Origin of the sequence: Lysinibacillus sp. NPDC048646 (assembly GCF_050272295.1) — a bacterium.
Lineage (GTDB): Bacteria > Bacillota > Bacilli > Bacillales_A > Planococcaceae > Lysinibacillus.
This window is the reverse complement of record NZ_JBNNLZ010000001.1, coordinates 87,665-111,700: the sequence shown is the minus strand read 5'-3', so window position 1 is coordinate 111,700 and position 24,036 is coordinate 87,665. Positions and strand designations below refer to the sequence as shown.

23 protein-coding genes are annotated in these 24,036 nt (G+C 38.5%); 21 read left to right on the top strand and 2 right to left on the bottom strand.

Annotation, left to right across the window (positions count from 1 at the left end):
* Positions 1-43 precede the first annotated feature (43 nt).
* Genes def through spoVM form a run of 10 tightly spaced genes read left to right on the top strand, consistent with a single transcriptional unit; the run spans position 44 to position 9,053 of the window.
* Entirely contained in the window at positions 44-538 is a 495-nt protein-coding gene (def, locus tag ACQKII_RS00555; RefSeq protein WP_427455314.1) for a peptide deformylase, read from the top strand.
* A 1-nt stretch (position 539) separates the two neighbouring features.
* Positions 540-1,481 (top strand): methionyl-tRNA formyltransferase, encoded by a 942-nt coding sequence (fmt, locus tag ACQKII_RS00550; RefSeq protein WP_427455312.1) that lies wholly within the window; start codon positions 540-542, stop codon positions 1,479-1,481.
* Positions 1,478-2,839, top strand: coding sequence for a 16S rRNA (cytosine(967)-C(5))-methyltransferase RsmB (gene rsmB / locus ACQKII_RS00545; protein ID WP_427455310.1), 1,362 nt, complete (start codon positions 1,478-1,480; stop codon positions 2,837-2,839). The genes fmt and rsmB overlap by 4 nt, the downstream gene beginning before the upstream one ends.
* Complete coding sequence (gene rlmN, locus ACQKII_RS00540; RefSeq protein WP_427455308.1) at positions 2,839-3,981, top strand: 23S rRNA (adenine(2503)-C(2))-methyltransferase RlmN; 1,143 nt, start codon at positions 2,839-2,841, stop codon at positions 3,979-3,981. Before rsmB ends, rlmN begins: the two co-directional genes overlap by 1 nt.
* A gap of 6 nt (positions 3,982-3,987) precedes the next feature.
* The gene (locus tag ACQKII_RS00535; protein ID WP_427455904.1) at positions 3,988-4,737 is read left to right on the top strand and encodes a Stp1/IreP family PP2C-type Ser/Thr phosphatase; all 750 of its coding nucleotides are present in this window, start codon (positions 3,988-3,990) and stop codon (positions 4,735-4,737) included.
* 2 nt (positions 4,738-4,739) lie between these two features.
* A complete protein-coding gene (gene pknB / locus ACQKII_RS00530; RefSeq protein WP_427455306.1) occupies positions 4,740-6,716 on the top strand; it encodes a Stk1 family PASTA domain-containing Ser/Thr kinase in 1,977 nt (658 codons plus the stop codon).
* A gap of 11 nt (positions 6,717-6,727) precedes the next feature.
* Positions 6,728-7,612 carry a ribosome small subunit-dependent GTPase A gene (gene rsgA, locus ACQKII_RS00525; protein ID WP_427455304.1) on the top strand — a complete coding sequence of 295 codons (885 nt, stop codon included), beginning with the start codon at positions 6,728-6,730 and terminating at the stop codon, positions 7,610-7,612.
* 2 nt (positions 7,613-7,614) lie between these two features.
* Positions 7,615-8,283: a ribulose-phosphate 3-epimerase gene (rpe, locus tag ACQKII_RS00520; RefSeq protein WP_427455902.1), complete on the top strand. Its 669-nt coding sequence runs from the start codon at positions 7,615-7,617 to the stop codon at positions 8,281-8,283.
* Positions 8,280-8,933: a thiamine diphosphokinase gene (locus ACQKII_RS00515; RefSeq protein ID WP_427455302.1), complete on the top strand. Its 654-nt coding sequence runs from the start codon at positions 8,280-8,282 to the stop codon at positions 8,931-8,933. The genes rpe and ACQKII_RS00515 overlap by 4 nt, the downstream gene beginning before the upstream one ends.
* A gap of 12 nt (positions 8,934-8,945) precedes the next feature.
* Positions 8,946-9,053 carry a stage V sporulation protein SpoVM gene (spoVM, locus tag ACQKII_RS00510; RefSeq protein WP_230491827.1) on the top strand — a complete coding sequence of 36 codons (108 nt, stop codon included), beginning with the start codon at positions 8,946-8,948 and terminating at the stop codon, positions 9,051-9,053.
* A 119-nt stretch (positions 9,054-9,172) separates the two neighbouring features.
* Here the strand turns inward: spoVM and rpmB are convergent, their stop codons facing one another.
* Positions 9,173-9,361: a 50S ribosomal protein L28 gene (rpmB, locus tag ACQKII_RS00505; RefSeq protein ID WP_049668398.1), complete on the bottom strand. Its 189-nt coding sequence runs from the start codon at positions 9,359-9,361 to the stop codon at positions 9,173-9,175.
* A gap of 370 nt (positions 9,362-9,731) precedes the next feature.
* Here rpmB and ACQKII_RS00500 point away from each other — a divergent pair, with 370 nt between their 5' ends.
* Positions 9,732-10,301 carry a GNAT family N-acetyltransferase gene (locus tag ACQKII_RS00500; RefSeq protein WP_427455301.1) on the top strand — a complete coding sequence of 190 codons (570 nt, stop codon included), beginning with the start codon at positions 9,732-9,734 and terminating at the stop codon, positions 10,299-10,301.
* A 114-nt stretch (positions 10,302-10,415) separates the two neighbouring features.
* Here ACQKII_RS00500 and ACQKII_RS00495 read toward each other — a convergent pair whose 3' ends face one another.
* A complete protein-coding gene (locus ACQKII_RS00495) occupies positions 10,416-11,156 on the bottom strand; it encodes an IclR family transcriptional regulator (protein ID WP_427455299.1) in 741 nt (246 codons plus the stop codon).
* Between the two features lie 206 nt (positions 11,157-11,362).
* On the opposite strand from ACQKII_RS00495, the gene ACQKII_RS00490 reads away from it, so the two are divergent.
* The 10 genes from ACQKII_RS00490 (at position 11,363) to recG (ending at position 23,936) form a co-directional block, all read left to right on the top strand.
* Positions 11,363-12,235, top strand: a complete 873-nt coding sequence (locus ACQKII_RS00490) for a dimethylarginine dimethylaminohydrolase family protein (protein ID WP_427455297.1) — start codon at positions 11,363-11,365, stop codon at positions 12,233-12,235.
* A gap of 17 nt (positions 12,236-12,252) precedes the next feature.
* Entirely contained in the window at positions 12,253-13,014 is a 762-nt protein-coding gene (locus tag ACQKII_RS00485) for a dimethylarginine dimethylaminohydrolase family protein (protein ID WP_427455295.1), read from the top strand.
* A 173-nt stretch (positions 13,015-13,187) separates the two neighbouring features.
* Positions 13,188-14,573, top strand: a complete 1,386-nt coding sequence (locus ACQKII_RS00480; RefSeq protein WP_427455900.1) for an amino acid permease — start codon at positions 13,188-13,190, stop codon at positions 14,571-14,573.
* Positions 14,574-14,626: 53 nt separating this feature from the next.
* A complete protein-coding gene (locus ACQKII_RS00475; RefSeq protein ID WP_427455293.1) occupies positions 14,627-16,231 on the top strand; it encodes a M20/M25/M40 family metallo-hydrolase in 1,605 nt (534 codons plus the stop codon).
* Positions 16,232-16,618: 387 nt separating this feature from the next.
* On the top strand, positions 16,619-17,824 hold the full coding sequence (locus ACQKII_RS00470; protein WP_427455281.1) for a diguanylate cyclase: 1,206 nt from the start codon (positions 16,619-16,621) through the stop codon (positions 17,822-17,824).
* A gap of 121 nt (positions 17,825-17,945) precedes the next feature.
* The gene (locus ACQKII_RS00465) at positions 17,946-18,308 is read left to right on the top strand and encodes an Asp23/Gls24 family envelope stress response protein (RefSeq protein WP_427455279.1); all 363 of its coding nucleotides are present in this window, start codon (positions 17,946-17,948) and stop codon (positions 18,306-18,308) included.
* A gap of 18 nt (positions 18,309-18,326) precedes the next feature.
* Positions 18,327-19,976: a DAK2 domain-containing protein gene (locus ACQKII_RS00460; RefSeq protein WP_427455277.1), complete on the top strand. Its 1,650-nt coding sequence runs from the start codon at positions 18,327-18,329 to the stop codon at positions 19,974-19,976.
* Between the two features lie 348 nt (positions 19,977-20,324).
* Positions 20,325-20,987 carry an L-serine ammonia-lyase, iron-sulfur-dependent subunit beta gene (sdaAB, locus tag ACQKII_RS00455; RefSeq protein WP_427455275.1) on the top strand — a complete coding sequence of 221 codons (663 nt, stop codon included), beginning with the start codon at positions 20,325-20,327 and terminating at the stop codon, positions 20,985-20,987.
* Between the two features lie 14 nt (positions 20,988-21,001).
* Complete coding sequence (sdaAA, locus tag ACQKII_RS00450) at positions 21,002-21,898, top strand: L-serine ammonia-lyase, iron-sulfur-dependent, subunit alpha (protein WP_427455273.1); 897 nt, start codon at positions 21,002-21,004, stop codon at positions 21,896-21,898.
* Complete coding sequence (gene recG / locus ACQKII_RS00445; protein WP_427455271.1) at positions 21,891-23,936, top strand: ATP-dependent DNA helicase RecG; 2,046 nt, start codon at positions 21,891-21,893, stop codon at positions 23,934-23,936. Before sdaAA ends, recG begins: the two co-directional genes overlap by 8 nt.
* The last annotated feature ends 100 nt before the right edge of the window (positions 23,937-24,036 follow it).

The following is a 24,036-nucleotide window of genomic DNA, read 5'->3' as shown; positions in this document are numbered from 1 at the left end:
AAAAGGCGAAAGAGCGCCTTAACTGCAGAAATGAGGAACGAAAATGACGATTAAAAAAGTTATAGAGCATCCAGCAAAAGTATTGTCAACACCATGTGGGGAAGTGACGGAAATTAATGAAGACATCATTACATTACTAGATGATTTATATGACACAATGGTGGAATATGATGGTGTTGGTATTGCTGCGCCACAAATTGATGTAGCGTTACGCGTAGCAATTGTAGAGCTTGGTGAGGAACGTGATGTCTTGGAAATGATTAATCCAACTGTTATTGAAACAGATGGTGCCGAAGTAGATATTGAGGGTTGTTTAAGCTTCCCTGGATTGTATGGTGAAGTTGAGCGTCCAGAATATGTGAAAATTGAAGCATGTGACCGAGAGGGACGTGTTTATGAGCTAGAAGCTGGTGGTTTCGATGCACGAGCAATTTTACATGAAATCGATCATCTAAATGGCGTACTTTTCGATTCAAAAATCCAACGCGTTTTGACAGAGGAAGAACTAGAAGCAATGTATGCTGAAGAGGAGGAATAATATGACGTCAATTATTTTTATGGGCACGCCTGAATTCTCCGCGCCAATATTACGTATGCTTCACGAAGAAGGCTATGACATCAAGGCTGTCGTTACACAACCAGACCGACCAGTTGGGCGTAAGCGTGTGCTAACGCCACCGCCAGTGAAAGCAACAGCAGTAGAGTTAGGTTTACCTGTTATTCAACCTGAAAAACTCCGTGGTTCAGAAGAATTACAGCAAATACTCGATTTACAACCAGATTTAGTTGTAACGGCAGCTTTTGGACAAATATTGCCGAAGAGTCTGCTAGAAGCACCTTCACTAGGTTGCATAAACGTTCATGCCTCACTTTTGCCGAAATATCGTGGTGGTGCTCCAATCCATCAAGCAATTATCGATGGTGAAAAAGAAACAGGTGTCACAATTATGTATATGGTAGAAAAACTTGATGCAGGTGATATAATTTCACAAAAGGCCATTCCAATCGAAGAGGATGACCATACAGGTGGATTTTTTGACAAGTTAAGCATTGTAGGACGGGATCTATTAAAGGCTACACTTCCTTCTATTATAAATGGTACAAATACGCGTACAGTACAAGATGAAAAACTGGTAACATTCGCAAGTAATATCTCGCGTGAACAGGAAAGAATTGATTGGACAAAAGATGCAACAACTTTATACAATCAAGTACGAGGACTTCATCCTTGGCCAGTTGCCTATACAACATTTGAAGAAGGAAGCTTTAAAATTTGGTGGGCACAAGTAGGCAAAACAAAGCATAATGAGACTCCTGGTACAGTCGTTGCCATTTCGAAGGACCACTTCGAAGTTGCAGCTGGAAACGAGACAACACTTGCGCTTTATGATATACAACCAGCTGGTAAAAAACGCATGACAGCAGAGGATTATTTGCGTGGTACCGGTTCAAAATTACAGATCGGGGACCAGTTTGAATGAGTAAAAAAAGCGTAGTAATTTGGGATGGTAATGTGCGAGATGCCGCATTGTCTATTCTATTAGCAGTTGATAAAAACCAAGCATATAGTAACTTACTTTTACATGAAACGATTAAGCGACATAAAATTGAAGCGAAGGACCGTGCACTCTTAACAGAACTTACGTATGGGACGCTTCAATATAAAATGACGCTTGACTTCTATTTAGAGCCATTTGTACGTGGCAAATTAGATCATTGGGTACGATGGTTATTACGATTATCTTTATACCAAATGCATTATTTAACACGTATTCCACCACATGCAGCAGTCAATGAAGCGGTAGAAATTGCAAAACGTCGCGGGCATCAAGGAATCGCTTCTACGGTCAATGGTATTTTACGTTCTATTCTACGCCAAGGAGTACCGACTACAGCGGAAATTAAAGACCCTATTGAGCGTCTTGCAATTGAAACAAGTCATCCGCATTGGCTAGTAGAGCGTTTTGTCGATAATTATGGTATGGAAGTAGCTACAGAAATGCTCCATGAAAATAATGTGCCACCTGTTCAAACGGTGCGTGTCAATACTACAAAGGTGACGATTAACCAAGCGATTGCCAGCTTAGAAGCTGAAGGGTTAACGGCAAAGCAAAGTGACATTATGCCTGAGTGTTTACATGTGACGGATGGACAGCCTGCCCGCACGCAAGCATTCAAAGATGGATTTATCACAATCCAAGATGAAAGTTCAATGATACCAGCGAATGTTTTGAACCCAACTGCAGGAATGCGCGTTTTAGATATGTGTGCAGCACCTGGTGGGAAAACGACACATTTAGCCGAAAAAATGAATAATGAAGGTTCAATTTTAGCAACTGACCTTCATCCACATAAATTAGACTTAGTTGACCATAATACAGAGCGTCTAGACCTTGATATAGTAGAGACTGCACCGATTGATGGACGTAAAGCTCCAGATTTTTTACAACTAGAATCATTTGATGCAGTATTAGTCGATGCACCTTGTAGTGGTTTAGGTGTTATGCGTCGTAAGCCAGATATTAAATACACGAAACGAGAGGAAGATTTAGAAAATCTTCAAAAAATCCAATTAGCGCTTTTGGATGCAGCGACAAAAGTATTGAAGCAAGATGGGAAACTTGTATACAGTACATGCACAGTCGACAAACAAGAAAATGAAGGCACAGTACAAGCCTTTTTGAAAGAGCATCCAGAAATGGAAGCTATACAACTAGAATCTTTACCAACAAAATTAGCGGAAAAGCAGGCTAATGGCATGCTTCAAGTCTTCCCGCAAGACTTTGGTAGTGACGGTTTCTTCGTCGCCGCCTTTCGTAAAAAAGGAGAATCCCAGTAATGCTGGATCCAGAGAAATTTAATGATCGTATTAACGACTTAGTTGAAGAAGTAGAAGATAAGCCCGTTCGACGCGCGAAAAAAGAAAAGCCAAATTTAAAAGAATCGGTCTATTCATTACAACTGATGCAGCTAGAAGAGTGGCTAAAGGACAATGGAGAAAAGCCATTCCGTGCAACACAAATTTTCGATTGGTTATACAATAAACGTGTTAAAACTTTTGAAGAAATGTCTAACCTATCAAAGGGATTACGTGAAAAGCTAGAGGCAAGTTTTTCTTTAACTACATTGTCAACAATTATCCAGCAAGAATCAAAAGATGGTACCATTAAGTTTTTATTTCAATTACAAGATGGTTACTCAATCGAAACTGTATTAATGCGTCATGAATATGGCAATTCAGTGTGTGTCACAACACAGGTAGGTTGTCGTATTGGTTGTACGTTCTGTGCGTCTACGTTAGGTGGATTAAAGCGTCATTTATTAGCAGGTGAAATAGTTGAGCAGGTTGTTAAAGTACAACAAACGTTGGATGAAGTAGGCGAACGTGTAAGTCATATCGTCATTATGGGTATCGGTGAACCATTCGATAATTATGATGCTATGATGAACTTTTTAAAAGTCATCAACCATGAAAAAAGTTTAAATATTGGTGCTCGTCACATTACAGTATCGACATCAGGTATCGTGCCGAAAATTTATCAATTTGCGGATGAGCAATTACAAATTAACTTTGCTGTATCGCTACACGCACCAAACCAAGAGGCACGTCAAAAGTTAATGCCGATAGCACGTGCTTATAAATTAGAAGAATTAATGGAAGCTGTTCGCTACTATACAAAGAAAACAGGCCGACGTGTTAGTTTTGAGTACGGTTTAATGTCTGGTGAAAATGATTCAGTTGAAATTGCAGAAGAATTATCCGCACTAATAAAAGGAATTAAATGCCATGTGAACTTAATTCCTGTAAACTATGTACCAGAACGTGATTATGTTCGCACGTCTCGTAGTCAAATTTTTGCTTTTGAAAAAACATTGAAGAAGAATGGTATTAACGTAACAATCCGCCGAGAGCAAGGTTCTGATATAGCAGCTGCATGTGGCCAATTACGTGCGCAAGAGAGATCTGAAGAGACGAGGTGACCAGTGATGAAATACACAGTCCAAAGTGATATTGGGTTAAAACGATCAATTAATGAAGACCGTGCTGCATTTTTTAAACGTCCAGATGGGCTAGCACTAGCACTTGTAGCGGATGGCATGGGTGGTCATAATGCTGGCGATGTCGCGAGTGATATGGCAATGAAACAGATGGAAACCGTTTTTTTACAGGCAGAGTCACATCATTTTGCATCAACAACAACAAAAAGAGAATGGTTATTACAGGCAGTTAAGCTGTTAAATACAAATATCTATGACTATTCTCTATCACATGAAGACTGTAAAGGAATGGGGACAACGTTTATTGCTGTGTTAATTGAAGGCTATCATTGCTTCATTGCACATGTTGGTGATAGTCGTGTGTATTATTTCTTTGATGATGGCGCACAACAAATAACAAGAGATCACTCATATGTTAATGTTTTGGTAGAAAATGGTGAAATAAGTGAAGAGGAAGCGATGACGCATCCGAAGAAAAATTTCATCTTGAAAGCTGTTGGGACTGAGGAAACTATTGAGCCAGACTTTTATGAAGTTGATTTAGCACCAGAATCGTATTTACTCGTTTGCTCTGACGGTTTAAGTAATAAACTTTCAGTGTATGAAATGGCATCTATTATTACTTATCCAGATTTAATGGAAGAAAAAGGACGAAAACTTGTGGAACTGGCAAATGCTAGCGGGGGGGAAGACAATATCTCCCTCGTATTACTCACAAGGCAAGATGAGGAGGTGTAAGTATGCTTGTAGGAAAACGAATTAGTGATCGCTATAAAATTTTGAAACTCATTGGTGGCGGAGGCATGTCCAATGTGTATTTGGCCCATGATATGATTTTAAATCGTGATGTAGCAATTAAGGTATTACGCTATGATTTTACCAATGAGGATGAATTACATCGACGTTTTCAGCGTGAGGCGCTTTCTGTTACAAGTCTTACACATCCGAATATTGTGAGTATTTATGATGTAGGTGATGACGGAGATCTACATTATATTGTCATGGAGTATGTCGAAGGGAAGACATTAAAGCAGTACATACAGGAATTTGCACCGATTTCTCCAGCTAGATGTGTGCATATAATGAAGGAACTGACATCAGCCATTGCCAATGCCCATGAAAATCACATTATTCATCGTGATATAAAGCCACAAAACATCTTAATGGATGCGGAAGGTAATGTGAAAATAACGGATTTTGGAATAGCTATGACGCTAAGTGCAACATCCTTTACACAAACAAATTCTGTGCTTGGAACGGTGCATTATTTATCTCCAGAGCAGGCACGTGGCGGGACAGCAACGAACAAATCTGATATTTATGCGCTGGGCATTGTTTTGTATGAATTATTAACTGGGGAATTGCCATTTTCAGGGGAATCTGCTGTTTCCATTGCACTTAAGCATTTGCAAACAGAGACACCTTCAGTTCGCGCTTCTGATGCTACAATTCCACAAAGTTTAGAGAATGTTGTATTGAAGGCTACAGCCAAAGATGCATCGCATCGATATGCAACTGTAGAAGAAATGCAGGAAGACTTAGAGACAATTTTGGCCCCAACAAGAATCAATGAGCCAAAGTTTAAGGCACCTATCGATAATGATATTACAAAGGCTATTCCGATTATAAAAGAACAATTTATTCGGAAAGACGAGGATTTAACAAAAACAAGGGCGATGGAGCCCATCACTCAAACGATACCAGTAGCAAAAAAGCCAGTGGATAAAGTAAAGCCTGTTAAGCCAAAGACAAAGAAAAAGTGGCCATTTATTGTGGGCGGACTTCTATTGACAGCAGTTGTTATATTCCTGTTCGTATTATTCGCTACGGATTTATTTAGTCCGAAAAAAATAGCTGTACCTGATGTGGCCAATATGACTGTTGAAGAAGCTAAAAAGGAATTAGAAAAGTATGGCTTTGTTATTGGCGAGCAACAGGAACGAAACTCAGAAGAAATCGAAAAAGACAAAGTAATTGAAACGGATCCTGCAGAGGGCACGCTGCGTGTGAAAGATACTGAAATTGATCTAATCGTTAGTATAGGTGTGGCAAAATCACCAATGGAAAATTATATAGGTCAAAAAATTGATCAAGTTCAAGCTGTGGTAAAAGACAAATTTATGGATGTTCGAATAGATTATGTGCATTCAGCTGAAGAACCAGGCCGTATTATAGACCAGGATCCGGTAGCAAATTCTGAAATTGTTCCAAATGAAACAAACGTCGTTTTTACTGTGAGCCAGGGTAAAAAACCAATTTCAGTTCGGAGTGTAGTGGGATACTCGAGAACAGATTTAGATAACTATGTAAATTCTGTAGGCTTAAAATGGCGAATAGAGCGTGAAGAGTATTCACCAACAATAGCGAAAGGACTTGTGATTTCGCAAAAACCAGTAGCAGGTAGCAACCTTGTAGAAGGTGATACGATTGCTGTTGTGTTAAGTAAGGGACCTGAAGAGAAGCCTGTAAAAACTTTTGTGACAACAGTGTTAATTCCTTATGAACCAACAGAAGAAGGTATGGAGCAGTTAATAAGAATCGAAATACAAGATAAAAATCATTCAATGGCAAAGCCTTTGGAGGAATTTTTTATTAACAGTGACAGGGAATACAAGATACAGCTTGTGATTGAGGAAGGCGAAGAAGCAGCGTATAAAATTCTTCGTGATTCGAAAATCATTGCTGAAGAAAAAAAAGACTATGATGATGTAAACTAAGGGGGAATTGGATGGCGCAAGGCCAAATTCGTAAAGCATTAAGTGGTTATTATTATGTATTTGATGGAAAACAGCTTATTCAATGTCGTGGACGTGGGGTGTTTCGAAACCGTGGAGAATCCCCACTTGTTGGTGACATTGTAGAATATTCGGTAGAGACAGCAGGATCAGATGGTACTATTCAAAAAATTATGGATAGACAAAATGAGCTTGTTCGTCCACCAATTGCAAATATTGACCAAGGAATTTTAGTATTTTCTGTAAAAGAACCGAATTTTAATACAATATTATTGGATCGATTTCTAGTTGTTCTAGAGTCATTCCAAGTGTATCCAATTATTTGTCTAACAAAGATGGATTTGCTAGCAGATGACGAACGTGCGGAATTACAGGGGTATATAGAAGATTATGAACGTATGGGCTATACCGTGTTACAGACCTACAAAGATGAGGAAGAATTAGTGGCACGTTTACAACCTATTTTAAAGGGAAAAACATCTGTATTAGCAGGGCAATCAGGTGTGGGGAAATCTACCCTACTCAATACACTGATTCCTGATCTGAACTTAAAAACGGGTATTATATCGCAAAGCTTAGGACGTGGGAAGCATACAACGCGTCATGTTGAACTAATAGAGGTGTGTGACGGTTTATTAGCGGATACACCTGGTTTTAGTTCCTTTGACTTTGATGATATTGAAAAAGAAGAGTTAGGTATATGTTTTCCGGAAATGGCTCGAATTGCAGACGACTGTAAATTTAGAGGCTGTCTCCATTTGAAGGAACCGAAGTGTGCGGTGAAGGCAGCAGTAGATGCAGGACAAATCCGTGACTATCGCTACAAGCATTATGAACAATTTATACAAGAAATTATGGATCGAAAGCCGAGGTATTAATGATGATACAAATCGCACCATCAATTTTAGCAGCAAACTTTGCTAAATTAGGAGATGAAGTAAAGGCAGTAGAACAAGCAGGTGCAAAGCTTATTCATATTGACGTTATGGACGGTCATTTTGTGCCGAATATTTCATTCGGTTCCATCGTGTTAGATGCAATTCGTCCTTTAACAAATTTACCACTCGATGTGCATTTAATGATTGAAAATCCAGATCAATATATTGAACAGTTTGCGAAAGCTGGAGCGGACTATATTACGGTGCATGTAGAAGCTTGTCGCCATTTACACCGGACGATTCAATTAATTCGTTCATATGGTGTAAAGCCTGGTGTAGTGCTAAATCCGCATACACCAATTGAATCTATTCAGCACATTTTAGAAGATATTGATATGGTGTTATTTATGACAGTGAATCCTGGTTTTGGTGGTCAAAAATTCATTCACTCTGTTGTGCCTAAAGTAGAAGCATTAGCCAATATTATTAAAGAGCGAAACCTAAACATTGCTATTGAAATAGATGGTGGCATTAATGCGGAAACAATTGTCCCTTGTGCAAAAGCAGGTGCAACAATTTTTGTAGCAGGTTCAGCCATTTATAGCAAAGAGGATCGTACAGCGGCTCTACAGGAAATATTAGCTGCTGGTGAGGCTGCGATGAAAGAATGACAACTGTTGTCGTTTGTGCAGGTGGTCCAAAGGAGGAGCTCTGTTCCTTTGAACCATTTAAAGAACGAAAAGATGTATTATTTATTGGGGCAGACCGAGGTGCACTGTATTTAATTGAGCAAGGGATTACGCCACATGCAATCGTTGGGGATTTTGATTCATTATCACAAGTAGAATATGACTATGTCAGGGAGCATACAAATGATGCACAGCGCTTCCATGAGGAAAAAAATGAAACAGATACTGATTTAGCCCTGTTAAAGGCTCTAACTTATGGGCCAACAGATATTGTGTTAACAGGAGTTACAGGTGGACGTCTCGATCACTATGAAGCAGCTGTGCGTTCAATATATCGTTTGCAGATAGAACATCCTCATGTCATACTGAAAATCATCAATCATGCAAATCTATTGCAGTTCTTGGTGCCAGGCACGCACACAATTCTAGCACATAAGCAGTATCGTTATTTGTCTTTTTTCGCACATGAGCAGCCGGTTGAGGATGTTACATTAAGACATGTTAAATATGAAACGACGAATGAACAAATTTCACTCGGCTCATCCCGTTTTACAAGTAATGAAATTATAGGAGCTTCAGGGTCTATATCTTTCTCGCAAGGCATATGTTTAATGATAAGAAGCATAGATTAGTGCGAGGGGGAGATGGCTCTGAAAGTATATACGTTCCAACTACCGAAATTTGTGAGTAGCATTACGCGTACGTGCATCAACCTTTTTAAAAAAGACAAGAAAGTCAAAAAATCCGACTAATACTAGTCGGATTTTTACTGTTTTAAGCTATAAAGAGGCGATTGGTAGTTTGCCAAATTAAAGAAGAAAGAAAAAAATCGATTTGCATTTAATGCGAATCGATTTTTTATAAGCGGCGATTATACGCGCTCGATTTTACCTGATTTTAATGCACGAGCAGAAACCCATACACGTTTTGGTTTACCGTCTACTAGGATACGAACTTTTTGAAGGTTAGCGCCCCAAGTACGTTTGCTAGCGTTCATAGCGTGGGAACGGTTGTTACCAGTACGAGCTTTACGTCCAGTGATTACACATTGTTTTGGCATGTTGTATTCCCTCCTTACAGATGATGCTGAAAGATTATTATTTCAGTTCGGTATTTCACATACCATAATAATTTAACATACGAAGGCGCACAGTGCAACAGTTTTCACATAACCTTTCAAGAAAAAAACCTTTACAGGCAATTTTTTTACCTAGAAAGAGAGGATATGATTCAAGTAAAAATTAGCATGAATTATCAAAAAATCTTTTGACTAGCTGATAAAATATGAAATAGAAGAGGCGTTGAGAGATGGATTACTTTGAGAGAATACAAAAATCAATTGACTTTATCGAAGGTAAATTCTCATTTTCCAAATGAACTAAACATGAAGATTTATATACCTATTACGGAATAGTCAAGGAGACGATAAAATGAATTTAGAAAAAATTTTTATGAAGTTTCCAGTTTTACAATCACAACAGCTAATATTAAAAAAAATAGAAGAAATACATTTACAGGAACTTTATGTAATTTATGATAATAAACACGTATTTCAGTATTGTGGAATTATTCCCAAACATAACATCCAAACAGTTAGCAAAATGATTGGTCGTTTTGAGAGGGATTATCAGAAAAAAAGTAGAGTGAAGTGGGGGATTTTTCACAAAGATCAAGACAATACATTAGTGGGAATCATTGAGACTATGGATGTTAACCAAAAAGTGAACATGGTGACGATTGGTTACTTTTTAGCTGAGGATTATTGGGGAAAGGGATTTGCCACTGAAGCCGTTCGGATAATAGTCAATTTTTTGTTTGAAGAAGTTAAGATCAACAGAATTCAAGCAGAGGTCATGCCTGCAAATGAAGTTTCCAAAAAAGTGCTCTTAAAAAATGGTTTTTTGAAAGAGGGTTTACTGAGACAAGCTTCTGTTTGGTCCGGTAAGGGGATAGTAGATTTAGAAATGTACAGCATATTGAAAGCAGACTACATCTCCTAATTAGGGATAGGTACTTGCTCTATAAAAAATCGATTTCGCTTAATACGAAATCGATTTTTTGTAGGCAGTTATGAATTCAACTGTAGCTAATAATCTGTATTTTTTTACAACTAGTTACCTCGCCCGGTAACCGAGCTTCATCGACACACGCTTACCTGTTTCCAATAGTCGTTCAGTCAGAATTTGCGTATGTTCCGCAGTCACGTTGAAGTTAACAAAGCCGATGCTTACAGCTCCTACTACTTCTCCAAAGCCATTTAAAACCGCCACTGCGACAGAAGATGTTCCTGCTGTGCGCTCTCCATGGCTTATTGCAAACCCTTGCTTCTTTACTTGTTCTAGCTGCGTATAAAATTCAGCAATATTGTCATTAGGAACTAGTTGACTAATTATTTCACTTGCCTGTGAAGCAGTCATAGAAGCCAATATCGCTTTATTTGCTGCACCAATATGCATAGGTATTCGGATACCAAGCTGATCATAAATTCGAATTGGATTTGCTGCACTGTCAATGCGTTCGATAATAATTGTATCTGTTCCCGCCGGTTTACTTAAATAAACGCTCTCCTCTACCTCTCGTGATAAACGTTCTAATTCTGGTCTTATTTTGCTGATATAATCCATCGTATCATACACTTGTAAACCAAACTCCATCCATATTGTGCCAAGCCGATATTGCTTCGTTTGTTCGTCTTGTTCAATCATTCCCTGTTGAATCATCGCTTTTAAAATTCTATGTAGTGTACTAAGAGGTAAATCAACTTTAGTTGCAAGCTCAGATATGGACAGACTATTTTCAGTTGTTTCAGAAGCTAAAACCTTAGCGATTGTCATTGCCCGTTCTAATAATTGCATATTTTGTACCACCTCCTCTAATCCTATTTTATTTTTAATCTCTATCTACGTCTAGCTACATAATGGTTGAGCTTCGAATTCAAACAAATAGAAAATAAAAATTTTTCTAAATATATTGACAGTATAACATAAAACACATATATTTTTCTTATAAACTTTCCTCTAAACGGAAACGTTTTCCACTATACGGAAAAGGGGTGAAGGGAATGCATTATTGTTCTTCAATGTATGCACCTTTAAAACACGTTATTGTAAAACATCCAAAAGAGGCTTTCAAAAGCCAAGAGTATCTTAGCGGTGAATGGCAAACATTTAACTACATATCAGAGCCTAGTTTTAGTGAGGCTTTAAGTGAATATGCTGAGTTCATGGCAATTCTCGAAAAATATGTTGGAAAAATTGATTATTTACCAGTTTCAAATGATGTAGGGTTGGATTCACTGTACGCTCATGACCCTGTAAAATTCACACCACAGGGTGCCATCATTTTAAAATCTGGAAAGAAATTAAGACAACCAGAAGCAGCTGCTTATAAAGCTTTCTTAGAAGAACAGGGTATCCCTGTTATCGGGGAATTAACGGGACAAGCAGTTTCAGATGGTGGGGATATTGTGTGGCTTGATGACCGTACACTTGTTGTTGGACGTGGCTATCGCACGAATGATGAAGCAATTCGTCAATTAAAAGAAATGACAGCTGATTTTGTTGACGAATTTATTGTCGTGCAGTTACCACACGATTTAGGGGAAGCAGAATGTCTACATCTGATGTCATTTATCAGTATGGTGGACAAGGATTTGGCTGTCGTCCATTCACGATTAATGCCAGTATTTTTCCGTCAGCTCATTATCGAAAAGGGTATACAACTCATTGAAGTGCCTAAAGAGGAATATGACACTCTAGGCTGTAATGTGTTAGCACTTGCACCGAGAGTATGCGTTATTCCAAACGGCAACCCTTCTACAAAAAAACAATTGTTGGATGCTGGCGTTACAGTTTATGAATATAAGGGTGAAGAAATTTCTGTAAAAGGAACAGGTGGACCAACATGTCTAACTTGTCCGGTAATTAGAGGATAAAAAAGGAGAGATTTATTATGTTTAATAATGTCATTGTAAAAACACCAGGTAATAGTTATATTAACGGTTTAACAACGAGTGATCTTGGAAAACCAATCATTGAGCAATTATTTGAACAGCATGAAAAATATATTGAAGCTTTAAAAAATTGTGGGGTAGAGGTAACACTACTTCCAGCAAATGAAGCATTTCCGGATTCTACTTTTGTAGAGGATACAGCAGTATTGACGGCTGAATTTGCTATTATTTCTAATCCAGGTGCAGAAGCACGTAATCGTGAAATTGAAGAGATGGAACCAGCAGTGAAAAAGTTCTATAACAAATTATACTATCTCGAAGCACCAGGCACACTCGATGGTGGAGATGTATTGCAAGCAGAAAAGAAATTTTATGTTGGTATTTCTGACCGTACCAATGAAGAAGGGGCGCGTCAATTCAAGGAAATCGTTGAAAAAGAAGGCTATGAAGCAACGATAATTCCTTTAAAAGAATTCTTCCATTTAAAAACGGGTATCGCATACGTTGGTGAAAATCGTATGGTGCTTGCTGGAGAATTTGTCGATCATCCGGCATTCGAATCGTATGAGAAAATTGTGATTCCAAAAGAAGATGAGTATTCAGCAAATTGTATTCAAGTTAACGATTATGTTATTCTTCCATCTGGCTATCCAGAAACGAATCGTAAGCTGAATGAATTAGGCTATAAAACAATTGAACTTGAAATGTCTGAGTTCAGAAAACACGATGGCGGATTAAGTTGCTTATCATTACGTTTTTAATTTTCTCTAGGTATTAAACAAGCTAAAGCCCAATCAATTTGTAGGGGAAAATTGATTGGGTGCTTATTGTTTTAGATATCTGAATATTTGATATTTTGATAGGGTGAGGAATATGAAAGAGGGGATGTACGGTGAGTAAAGGGGAACAACAAAATAATTTATTGAACCGTTCTATGAAAAGTCGTCATTTATTAATGCTATCACTTGGCGGAGTTATTGGAACTGGTTTATTTTTAAATGTTGGTTATACAATCAACCAAGCAGGTCCTGGCGGGGCATTAATTGGTTATTTGTTTGGTGGTTTCATATTATACATGGTAATGAATTGTCTGGGAGAATTGGCTGTGTATATGCCAGTAACCGGTTCTTTCCAAACATATGCAACACGTTTTATAAATCCAGCGGCAGGTTTTTCCTTAGGATGGATGTACTTTGTTGGATCTGCAGCCACAGCGGGGGTGGAATTTACCGCAGCGGGGATATTGATGCAACATTGGTTTCCTGATATCCCCATTTGGATTTGGTGTGCTGTTTTCATGGTGCTTTTATTTGTATTAAATGCCCTTACGACTAAAGGTTTTGCAGAAGCAGAGTTTTGGTTTGCGAGTATCAAAGTCGTTGCGGTTATAGCTTTTATTGTTATCGGTGCAGCAGCTATAATCGGCTTAATCCCGTTGGCGGATCGTCCAACACCTCATTTAACGAACTTAGCTCCAACGGGGTTATTCCCAGCAGGGATCGCCATTATATTTGTGACTATGATGAATGTTATTTTCTCTTATCAAGGATCAGAGCTAGTAGGAATTGCGGCTGGAGAAACTGAAAATCCAGAAAAGAATATCCCAAGGGCAATACGTACAATTCTTTTTAGAATTATCGTATTCTATATCGCTTCCATTATCGTATTATCTGCAATCTTTCCAGCATCTGAACTTGGACTACTAGAAAGTCCTTTCGTGACTTTGATGAAGATAGCAGGTGTGCCTTATGCAGGTGGCATTATGAACTTTGTCATATTGACAGCAATTTTATCAGTTGGTAATTCGTGTCTCTATGCTTCTACACGTTTACTTTGGTCGATGTCAAAAGAGGGAATGGCACCGAAATTATTTGGGCGGCTAACTAAAAATAAAGTGCCATTAAATGCGCTTATTTTCACGATGCTGTTCTCCCTTTTATCTTTATTAACGAGTGTGATGGAAGCAGATGCGGTATTTGTTTTACTCATGTCGATTGCAGGAATTGCGGTGACGATTTCATGGATGGGTATTGCCACATCGCAATTAATGTTCCGCTATCGTTATGTGAAAGCCGGAGGAAAGGTGGCAGACTTGAAATTTAAAACACCTTTTTATCCTCTGATTCCTTTATTTTGTATTAGCTTTTGTGTACTAATTCTTGTATTTTTGGCATTCGATCCAACGCAACGAATTGGTTTGCTTTACGGCATTGGATTTTTTATAGCTTGTTTACTTTTCTATAAATTTAAATTGAGTAAAACGAATACAGCCTCTTCTGACTTTGATTTAAAAAATGAGGAGTCACTTGATTTACCATAAAAATGTATGGCTCCGAACAAAGAAATATATGTATTGGATAAAGGGGAATTATGATGAACAACTACTTATGGAATACACCTGAAAAACTTCGTGCGTTATTATGCGAAATTGTGAGCTGGGAAAGTAGAACATTAACTGCAGGTGAAAATGAATTTGCCTACAAATTAAAAACTATGTTGCAAACGCTTTCTTACTTTAAGGAAAATCCAAATCAAATTGAGTTACATGATGCCGGCCTTGGGCGAAATGCTGTAACAGCATTGTACAAACATCCGACTGCAACTGAAACAGTTGTACTCATCAGTCATTTCGACACTGTTCATACGGAAGAGTATGGCGAATTAGAGCCTTTTGCTTTTTATCCTGAAGAGTTGACAAAAAAGCTAATGGAACCAAAATATAAGAAAGACTTACCTGAAGCGGCGAGAATCGACTTGGAGTCGGGGAATTATTTATTTGGCCGTGGGACGATGGATATGAAAATGGGGCTTGCCCTACATATGCAATTACTTGAAAAGGCATGTATTGAGCAATGGCCAATTAATCTGATATTAACAGCTGTACCGGATGAGGAAGTAAACTCTGCTGGTATGCGTGCAGCAGTTGTTGAACTTGTAAGGTTACGTGAGCAGCATGGCTTAACCTATAAATTATTTTTAAATAGTGAACCTTCTTTTTCACAAGGTCCATCGGATATAAATGAGTATATCTATTCCGGAACTATTGGTAAAATAATGCCAGCTGCTTTGTTCTATGGAAAAGAGACTCATGTAGGCGAACCTTTAAAAGGAATGACGGCGAATTACATTGCTTCATATATGACTCAGTATATGGAATGGAACCCTATTTTCCGTGAAACAGATCTTGGCGAAAGTACACCATTGCCAGTATCCTTACAATTAAAGGACCTGAAAATGGAATATTCCACACAAACACCCTATCGAGCTGCGGCTCTTTTCAATGTTTTTTTAATGAAACGTACAGCGTCTGAGGTGATGGAGATCTTTGAACATGTAGCAAAGGAAGCGATGGCCGCTTGTAATATGCATTACAAAGAAATTTGTGAACGTGAGCGAGTAAAGGGTGTTGGGGAAGTGAAAGTGCTTCGTTACGAGACGCTTTTAGAGCATGCAGTCAATAAATTAGGTGTTGAAGAAGTGCAGTGCATAAAACAAAAAGTACTTAAGAATAATGCTTGGGATGATCGTGAGAAATCTATTCGCATTGTAGATCAACTCATGATTCGATGCCAAGAACTAACGCCTGCAACAGTTTTGTTATATGCACCACCCTACTATCCTGCTATCAATTCATCTGATAATGCTCTTATTATTAAATCTATCGAATTGATGAAAGAAACAGCAAAATCGTTTAACATTGAGATAGAACAAATTCATTATTTTAATGGTATTTGTGATTTAAGCTATGTCAACTATGCAGATGATGAAAATGATTGGGGAGCATTTGAGCGAAATACGCCTGTTTGGGGTGATACGTACAGTATCCCATTTGAAGCAATGACAGCGTTAAAAGGTCCCGTGTTGAATGTCGGTCCTTTTGGAAAAGATGCACATCAGAAAACAGAGCGACTACATGTTGACAGTGCATTTAAGGAAATGCCCGTCATGATTGACACACTTATAAAGAGCCTAATTTAATATGTGACATATCGAGAGAAAGCTGGTGCTAAAAGTACCGGCTTTTTTTGTACTCCATTTCATATCTTTACATTTATTTCGATTAACAGGATAATTTATTTTATGGAAATAAGTAATAAGTTGTTGATCGAATTAGAATGAGTATCCTAAAGCGTGAATTTCTCAACTTGAATAGATAGAACCATTAGTATATTTTTTCTTCAGAGACCATAAGACAGTTAGGTTGTCACTATCAACAAATAGAATCAATTCTATTTTTAGTTCTTTTAAATATAGCTATAAAATATAATCTATTATTGTCATTTTATCTAGAATGTTTAAAGAAAGATCGGGAAGAAGGCTGTTGCTATTCACTACTTAGACGATAAATATAGAGAAATCGATATTATGGAAAATCAAGAAAATCTAGCTCTATCTTTACGAAAAGAAATGATCCAATTGAATTTGAAACGAATGCGAACAGTAGCTTGGACTTTGATGTATATCTCAGCTATCATAACGTTTATTCATTTTGGAGAGGTCTTTTTCTCAAAAGAGGAAAGAGTGATGGTACCAACCTACATCGCGATTCACACAGTAATGTTTTATATAAATTTAGCTGTCTTACTATTTGTAAAAGATAAAAGAATACATGTTAGTTCTATAAATATTCGTAAATATGAATATATCTTAATAGGCTATCTCTATATGACAATTTTATTGATAACGGGTATTACGGTAATGGATGTTTTTTACTTTAATCATGCAGCTCTATATGAAGTGTTTTTTCTAGTTATTTGTACCGTATTTGCAGTATCATTGCGTAAAATGATTTGGGCAGTTTTAATAACTGTTCCAATTATAGTATTAAGCGCTTTTTTGAATGTAGGGATGACGGGGGAAAGTATTAAAGTGATGCTACCAATGTCTCTAATTGTACCGATAGGCTTAATCATTCAATATCGTATCAATAAAATGCAAAAGCAGTTTATAAAGGAGCATATATTGTTGGCTGAAGAAATGACAAAATCACAGCAACTTTCGAAATTATTAGCAGAAAAAAATAGTGAACTTACAGAACAAGCACTTCGTGATTCCTTAACAAACTTACCCAATCGTCGTGCTTTTGATAACAAATTGGAACAGATTGTGCAGCAACATAATAAACCGAAAGCACTAACATTTATGATTATTGATATTGACTTTTTTAAAAATTTTAACGATTATTACGGTCACTTGCATGGGGATGCAGCATTGATTAAAGTTGCTGGTCTTTTGGATGAAATTGCAATAAAGTATAATGCATTTGCAGCACGATGGGGAGGAGAAGAGTTTGTCATCGTCAGCCAACATGCACAGCGTTTTGCAGAACATGTCTGTGAAGAGATTCTAGAGGAAGTGCGTAACTTAAAAATTCGTCATGAACATTCACCAATAGCTGATGTCGTAACAGTCAGTATAGGGATGTGCCATGCCAAAGTTTTAAATTTACAACATATTCATACCTGTTGCGAAATTGCCGATCAAGCGCTGTATACTGTGAAGCAAAACAACCGCAACCATTTTCATGTAAAAACAGTCGTTTTCGAAGGAGAACTATGTCTACCTGTATAATTTTTCCTTTATAAAGCTGGAAACGTTGATACGATGCGCTTTAGGGGCTTCGTAGGTTGCTTAATGTATATCCAAAGTGGTACAATATAGCTTAGTCAAAAAGAGCCAAGGGGGCACTTCTATGTCAATTGAATTAAATAACGAATTCGGCCAAATTGATATTTCGACGGATGTACTTGCACAAATTGCTGGTGGCGCTGCTATAGAATGCTACGGTATTGTTGGCATGGCATCTAAACATCAAGTTCGTGATGGTCTAACTGATATTTTACGTAAAGAGAACTTTGCTAAAGGTGTTGTTATTCGACAACAAGACGAAGATTTACATATTGATATGTACATTATTGTTAGTTACGGGACGAAGATTTCGGAAGTTGCTTATCAAGTACAATCGAAAGTGAAATATACAGTTGATAAAACATTAGGTATGAGCGTGAAATCTGTCAATATTTTTGTGCAGGGCGTTCGTGTAGCGAATGTGTAAGAGGAGGAACAAAATCGAATGCAGTCATTAGACGGATTAAAATTTGCAGAGATGGTGCAAATGGGAGCACATCATCTATTCCAAAATGCAAATTATGTAGATTCATTAAATGTATTCCCAGTACCAGATGGTGATACAGGAACAAACATGAACTTATCGATGACATCTGGGGCAAAAGAAACGGAATTTCAAGCATCAGAAAATATCGGGAAAACGGCACAAGCTTTATCAAAAGGCTTACTTATGGGTGCACGTGGGAATTCTGGGGTTATCTTATCTCAGCTTTTCCGTGGCTTTGGTAAATTTATTGAAAAAGAAGCTACAATCAATGCTAAAGGTTTTGCAAATGCCTTCCAAGCAGGTGTTGATACAGCCTATAAAGCGGTTATGAAGCCAGTTGAAGGTACAATTTTGACTGTTGCGCGCGAAGCTGCAAAAAAAGGTGTCGAAGTAGCGGAAACTGAAAACGATATCATCGCTGTGATGGAGGCTTTCACTGCGGAAGCGAAGGCTTCGCTGGAACGCACGCCGGATCTACTTCCAGTATTGAAGGAAGTAGGCGTTGTAGATAGTGGTGGGCAAGGCTTACTATTTGTTTACGAAGGTTTCTTAGCTTCATTGAAAGGTGAACCACTACCTAAGAAAAATGATGCTACACTGGATGATTTAATCAATGCAGAACATCACAGAGCACAAGACTTCATGAATACTGCGGATATTGAGTTTGGCTACTGTACAGAAATTATGGTGCGTTTAGAAGAAGGGAAAGAGCCGTTTAGTGAGGAACAATTCCGTAATGAATTGAATCCACTAGGTGATTCACTACTTGTCATTTCAGATGAGGAAATTGCAAAAGTGCATATTCACTCTGAACAACCAGGTACAGTTTTAGCTATGGGTCAAAAATATGGTAGTCTAATTAAAATTAAAGTCGACAATATGCGTGAGCAACATTCAGCAATTGTTGGTGAAGACCATAAAGCATCTGCCCCAACAAAAAAAGTTGAAAAATATCCATATGCAATCGTGACGATTGCAATGGGAGAAGGCGTTGCCGAATTACTTCGTTCAATCGGTGCTTCTTATGTCATTGAAGGCGGGCAAACAATGAACCCTTCAACTGAGGATATTGTAAAAGCTGTAAAAGAAATTGGTGCAGAAAAAGTGCTGATTTTACCGAACAACAAAAATATTGTGATGGCAGCGGAACAAGCTGTAGAGCTTCTTGATATTGAAGCAGCGGTTGTACCGACAAAAACTATTCCTCAAGGGATGGCTGCAATTTTAGCATTTAATCCAGAAGCGGCTATTGCAGTGAATCAAGCGACAATGACAGATGCTTTAGCTAATGTGAAAACAGGACAAGTAACTTATGCTGTTCGTGATACGTCAATTGATGGCGTAGAAATTCATAAAGACGATTTCATGGCACTAGCAGAAGGAAAAATTGTGCTATCAACACCAGCATTAAAAGATGCTGCTGAGAAAGTTATCGCTGATTTAGTTGATGAAGATGCTGAAATCGTGACAATCATTTATGGTGAGGATACGACAGAAGAAAACGCAGCGTCATTAGTTAAATTTATCGAAGAAAGCTATCAGGATGTAGAAGTTGAGCTATTTAATGGCAAACAAGGATTATATCCATATATTATTTCGGTAGAATAGTTAACAGTAACCTTGAAATTTACAGGCGAAGCAGTGCACAAGTCGTGTACTGCTTTTGTTTATGGTAACGGGATATTAAATATAATATTATCACCGAAATAGTAAGAAATAGTTGGTTGAATGTACGTATGCAGAGGACGTTTTTTTGCGAATACTAGTTTGTTGACTTTTGAAAAAGAGTGTATTTCAATGAAAGACAAAAATAGAGGATGGTTTTTAAAGAGAAAATTATAGTAGTGTTAATTTTCTGAAAGTTGATAAAGTATCACTTTACTTTTATAGTAACTATCAAGCATGATATAAGTAAAAATAAATATTATTATATGAATAGAATAGAGGGGTGCTTGTATGAAATTTACATCAGTTTTTGATATTATTGGACCAGTAATGATTGGGCCTTCCTCCTCTCATACAGCAGGTGCAGCGCGTATTGGAAGAGTTGCACGAGATTTATTTGGACGACAGCCAAAATGGGCAAAGATTCATTTGTATGGTTCTTTTGCTGAAACGTATAGAGGGCATGGGACAGATGTAGCGCTAATTGGAGGCTTATTAAATTATGATACATTTGATGAACGTATTAAAACAGCGTTTGCAGATGCAGAAAAAGCGGGATTAGAATTCGAATTCATCCCAGAAACAGCAAATACAGAACATCCGAATACAGCTCGGCTCGTCATTGGAGATGATGAGGGGGAGATGTCGGTAGTTGGAATTTCAATTGGCGGTGGTAAAATTGAAGTCAGTGAGGTTAATGGCTTCAAACTACGTTTAACTGGTGGAATGCCGGCCATCCTTGTTGTGCATGACGATCGCGCCGGCTGTATTGCAAATGTTGCAAACTGCTTAGCTATGCATGATGTGAACATCGGTCATATGGAGGTTTCACGTATTGAGCGCGGCTTAACGGCCCTAATGGTGATTGAGGTCGATCAAAACATTGAAGATAAAATATTACAGCAGATTTCGTTAATTCCATATATTACGAAAGTGTCGAAAATTAATAACTAAGGAGGCGTGACGATATGGACGTATTGTTTCACAATGTACGCGAGCTTGTTGCGCGTGCAGAACAAGAAGGTAAATCAATTTCAGAACTGATGATAGAGCAAGAAATGTTAATAAGTGGACGGACACGTGAAGAAATCATGCAGCAGATGGATCGTAATTTAACAGTTATGGAGGAAGCGGTTGAGCGTGGCTTAAAAGGTGTACAGTCTGTGACAGGTTTGACTGGTGGAGACGCAGTGCTGCTTCAAAATTATATTGCACAAGGGAAATCGCTGTCTGGGGATTTATTATTAGACGCAGTTAGTAAAGCGGTTGCAACAAATGAAGTAAATGCGGCGATGGGTACAATTTGTGCAACACCGACAGCTGGCTCAGCAGGGGTTGTACCAGGTACATTATTTGCTGTAAAAAATAAGCTAAACCCGACACGTGAGCAAATGATTCGTTATTTATTTACATCAGGGGCTTTTGGTTTCGTTGTAGCAAATAATGCTTCTATTTCAGGTGCGGAAGGCGGCTGTCAGGCTGAAGTTGGTTCAGCGGCAGGTATGGCCGCTGCAGCTATTGTGGAGATGGCGGGTGGTACACCACAGCAATGTGCTGAAGGATTTGCTATTACGCTCAAAAATATGCTTGGATTGGTGTGCGATCCAGTAGCGGGATTAGTAGAAGTACCCTGTGTAAAGCGTAACGCGATGGGAGCAGCTAACTCACTTGTTGCTGCAGATATGGCACTTGCTGGTGTCACTAGTCGTATCCCTTGTGATGAAGTAATAGGAGCAATGTATCGTATCGGCTTGTCGATGAGTCCAAATTTAAAAGAAACCGCGCGTGGGGGCCTAGCGGCAACACCAACAGGGAAGGCACTCGCAGCGAAGATATTCGGAGGAGCTGTCGTGCAAGGTGACTGAATTAATCAGTCCTGTCTCCGATTTAAAGGGAGTCGGGAAAGAAACAGCAGCGCATCTAGAAGCATTAGGCATCGAGACAATATCAGATTTATTGTGGACATTTCCACATCGACATGAGGATTTCCGTTTAAAAGACTTAACGCAGACGCCACATAATGAGCGTGTCACTGTTGAATGTAAAGTGGAACGTGAGCCGACTGTGCTGTTCTTAGGGCGAAATAAATCCCGTTTGCAAGTGACGGTACTAGCGGGGCGTCATTTAGTGAAAGTTGTTTTTTTTAACCAAAACTATTTAAAACAAAAACTTGTACCAGGTTCTATCATTACAGTAACAGGAAAATGGGATCGGGGTAGACAAGTTATTAATGGAACGACCGTCACTTTTGGTCCGAAGACGGATCAAGTAGATTTTGAACCGGTATATAGTCTGAAAGGTTTGATACCACAAAAACGTTTTCGTAAATATATGCGTCAGGTGCTTGATGAATATGGCGCAGAACTACCTGATGCGGTTCCAGAACATTTACAAGTGTCGTATAAGCTTGTATCAATGCGTGAGGGGCTGGAAGGCATTCATTTTCCACTGGATGCCCAACATGCAAAGCAAGCTAGAAGACGCTTTGCTTACGAGGAATTATTAAATTTTCAGCTGCGTATTCAGGCATTGCGTAAAATACGTAAGGATAATGGGCGTGGTACGGTGATTCGATTTGATTTGCAAAAGGTGCGCAAATTTATTGATTCATTGCCGTATGAATTAACAGGTGCACAAAAAAGGGTTGTCAATGAAATTTGCAAAGATTTAAAAGAACCACATCGTATGAACCGCTTGCTTCAAGGAGACGTAGGATCAGGGAAGACAGTTGTTGCGGCTATATGTTTATATGCAGCTGTCACAGCTGGCTTTCAAGGGGCGTTAATGGCACCCACGGAAATTTTAGCTGAGCAACACGCTGAAAATTTAATAGCGTGGTTCGAGCCCTTTGGTGTAAGGGTAGCTTTGTTATCAGGTTCGACAAAAACGAAAGCACGCCGCCTGCTTTTAGAAGCACTGGAAAATGGTGACATAGATATTTTAATTGGTACGCATGCACTGATTCAGCCGGATGTTGCTTTTCAAAGACTAGGCTTTGTCATAACGGATGAACAGCATCGTTTTGGAGTTGAGCAACGTAGGATTTTACGTGATAAAGGGGAAAATCCTGATGTGCTTTTTATGACAGCTACTCCTATTCCACGAACACTTGCGATTACGGCGTTTGGTGAAATGGACGTGTCGATGATTGATGAAATGCCTGCGGGGCGTAAACAAATCGAAACACATTGGATGAAAAAAGAACAACTTAGTTCGGTATTATCGAAATTAGAGTTAGAACTAGCGGCGGGGAGACAAGCATATGCCATTTGTCCGCTTATAGAGGAATCCGACAAGCTCGACGTACAAAATGCAGTGGACATATATGAGCAACTTGCATCGTATTTTAATGGGCGTCATAAAGTCGGTTTAATGCACGGTCGTTTGCCGGCAGATGAAAAAGATGCGGTAATGCGCTCCTTTAGTGAAAATGAAATTCAAGTGCTTGTCTCTACTACGGTCGTTGAAGTAGGTGTTAATGTACCAAATGCTACGTTTATGGTTGTTTACGACGCTGAGCGTTTCGGTTTAGCTCAATTACATCAGCTACGTGGTCGTGTTGGTCGTGGCGAACATCAGTCGTATTGTGTCCTTATTGCTGATCCAAAATCAGATGAAGGTAAAGAGCGAATGCAGTCGATGACAGAAACAAATGATGGTTTCCGATTGGCTGAAAAAGACTTGGAACTACGTGGACCAGGAGATTTCTTTGGGCGTAAACAAAGTGGCTTGCCTGATTTTAAAGTAGCAGATTTAGTGCATGACTATAGAACACTAGAAACCGCACGGAAAGATGCAACGAAAATGATTGAAAGTGAGGCATTTTGGCAGGATGAGATGTATAAATATTTACGTCGAATGTTAGAAGAGTCAGGTGTTTTACAAGGTGAACGATTTGATTGAGAGGGATGCAAGTACTTGTTTTTGAAAACAGGTCTTGCATTCTTTTTTTATACTCTATATACTGATATTAGTACCAAGTGCTAATAACAACTAAAAAGGT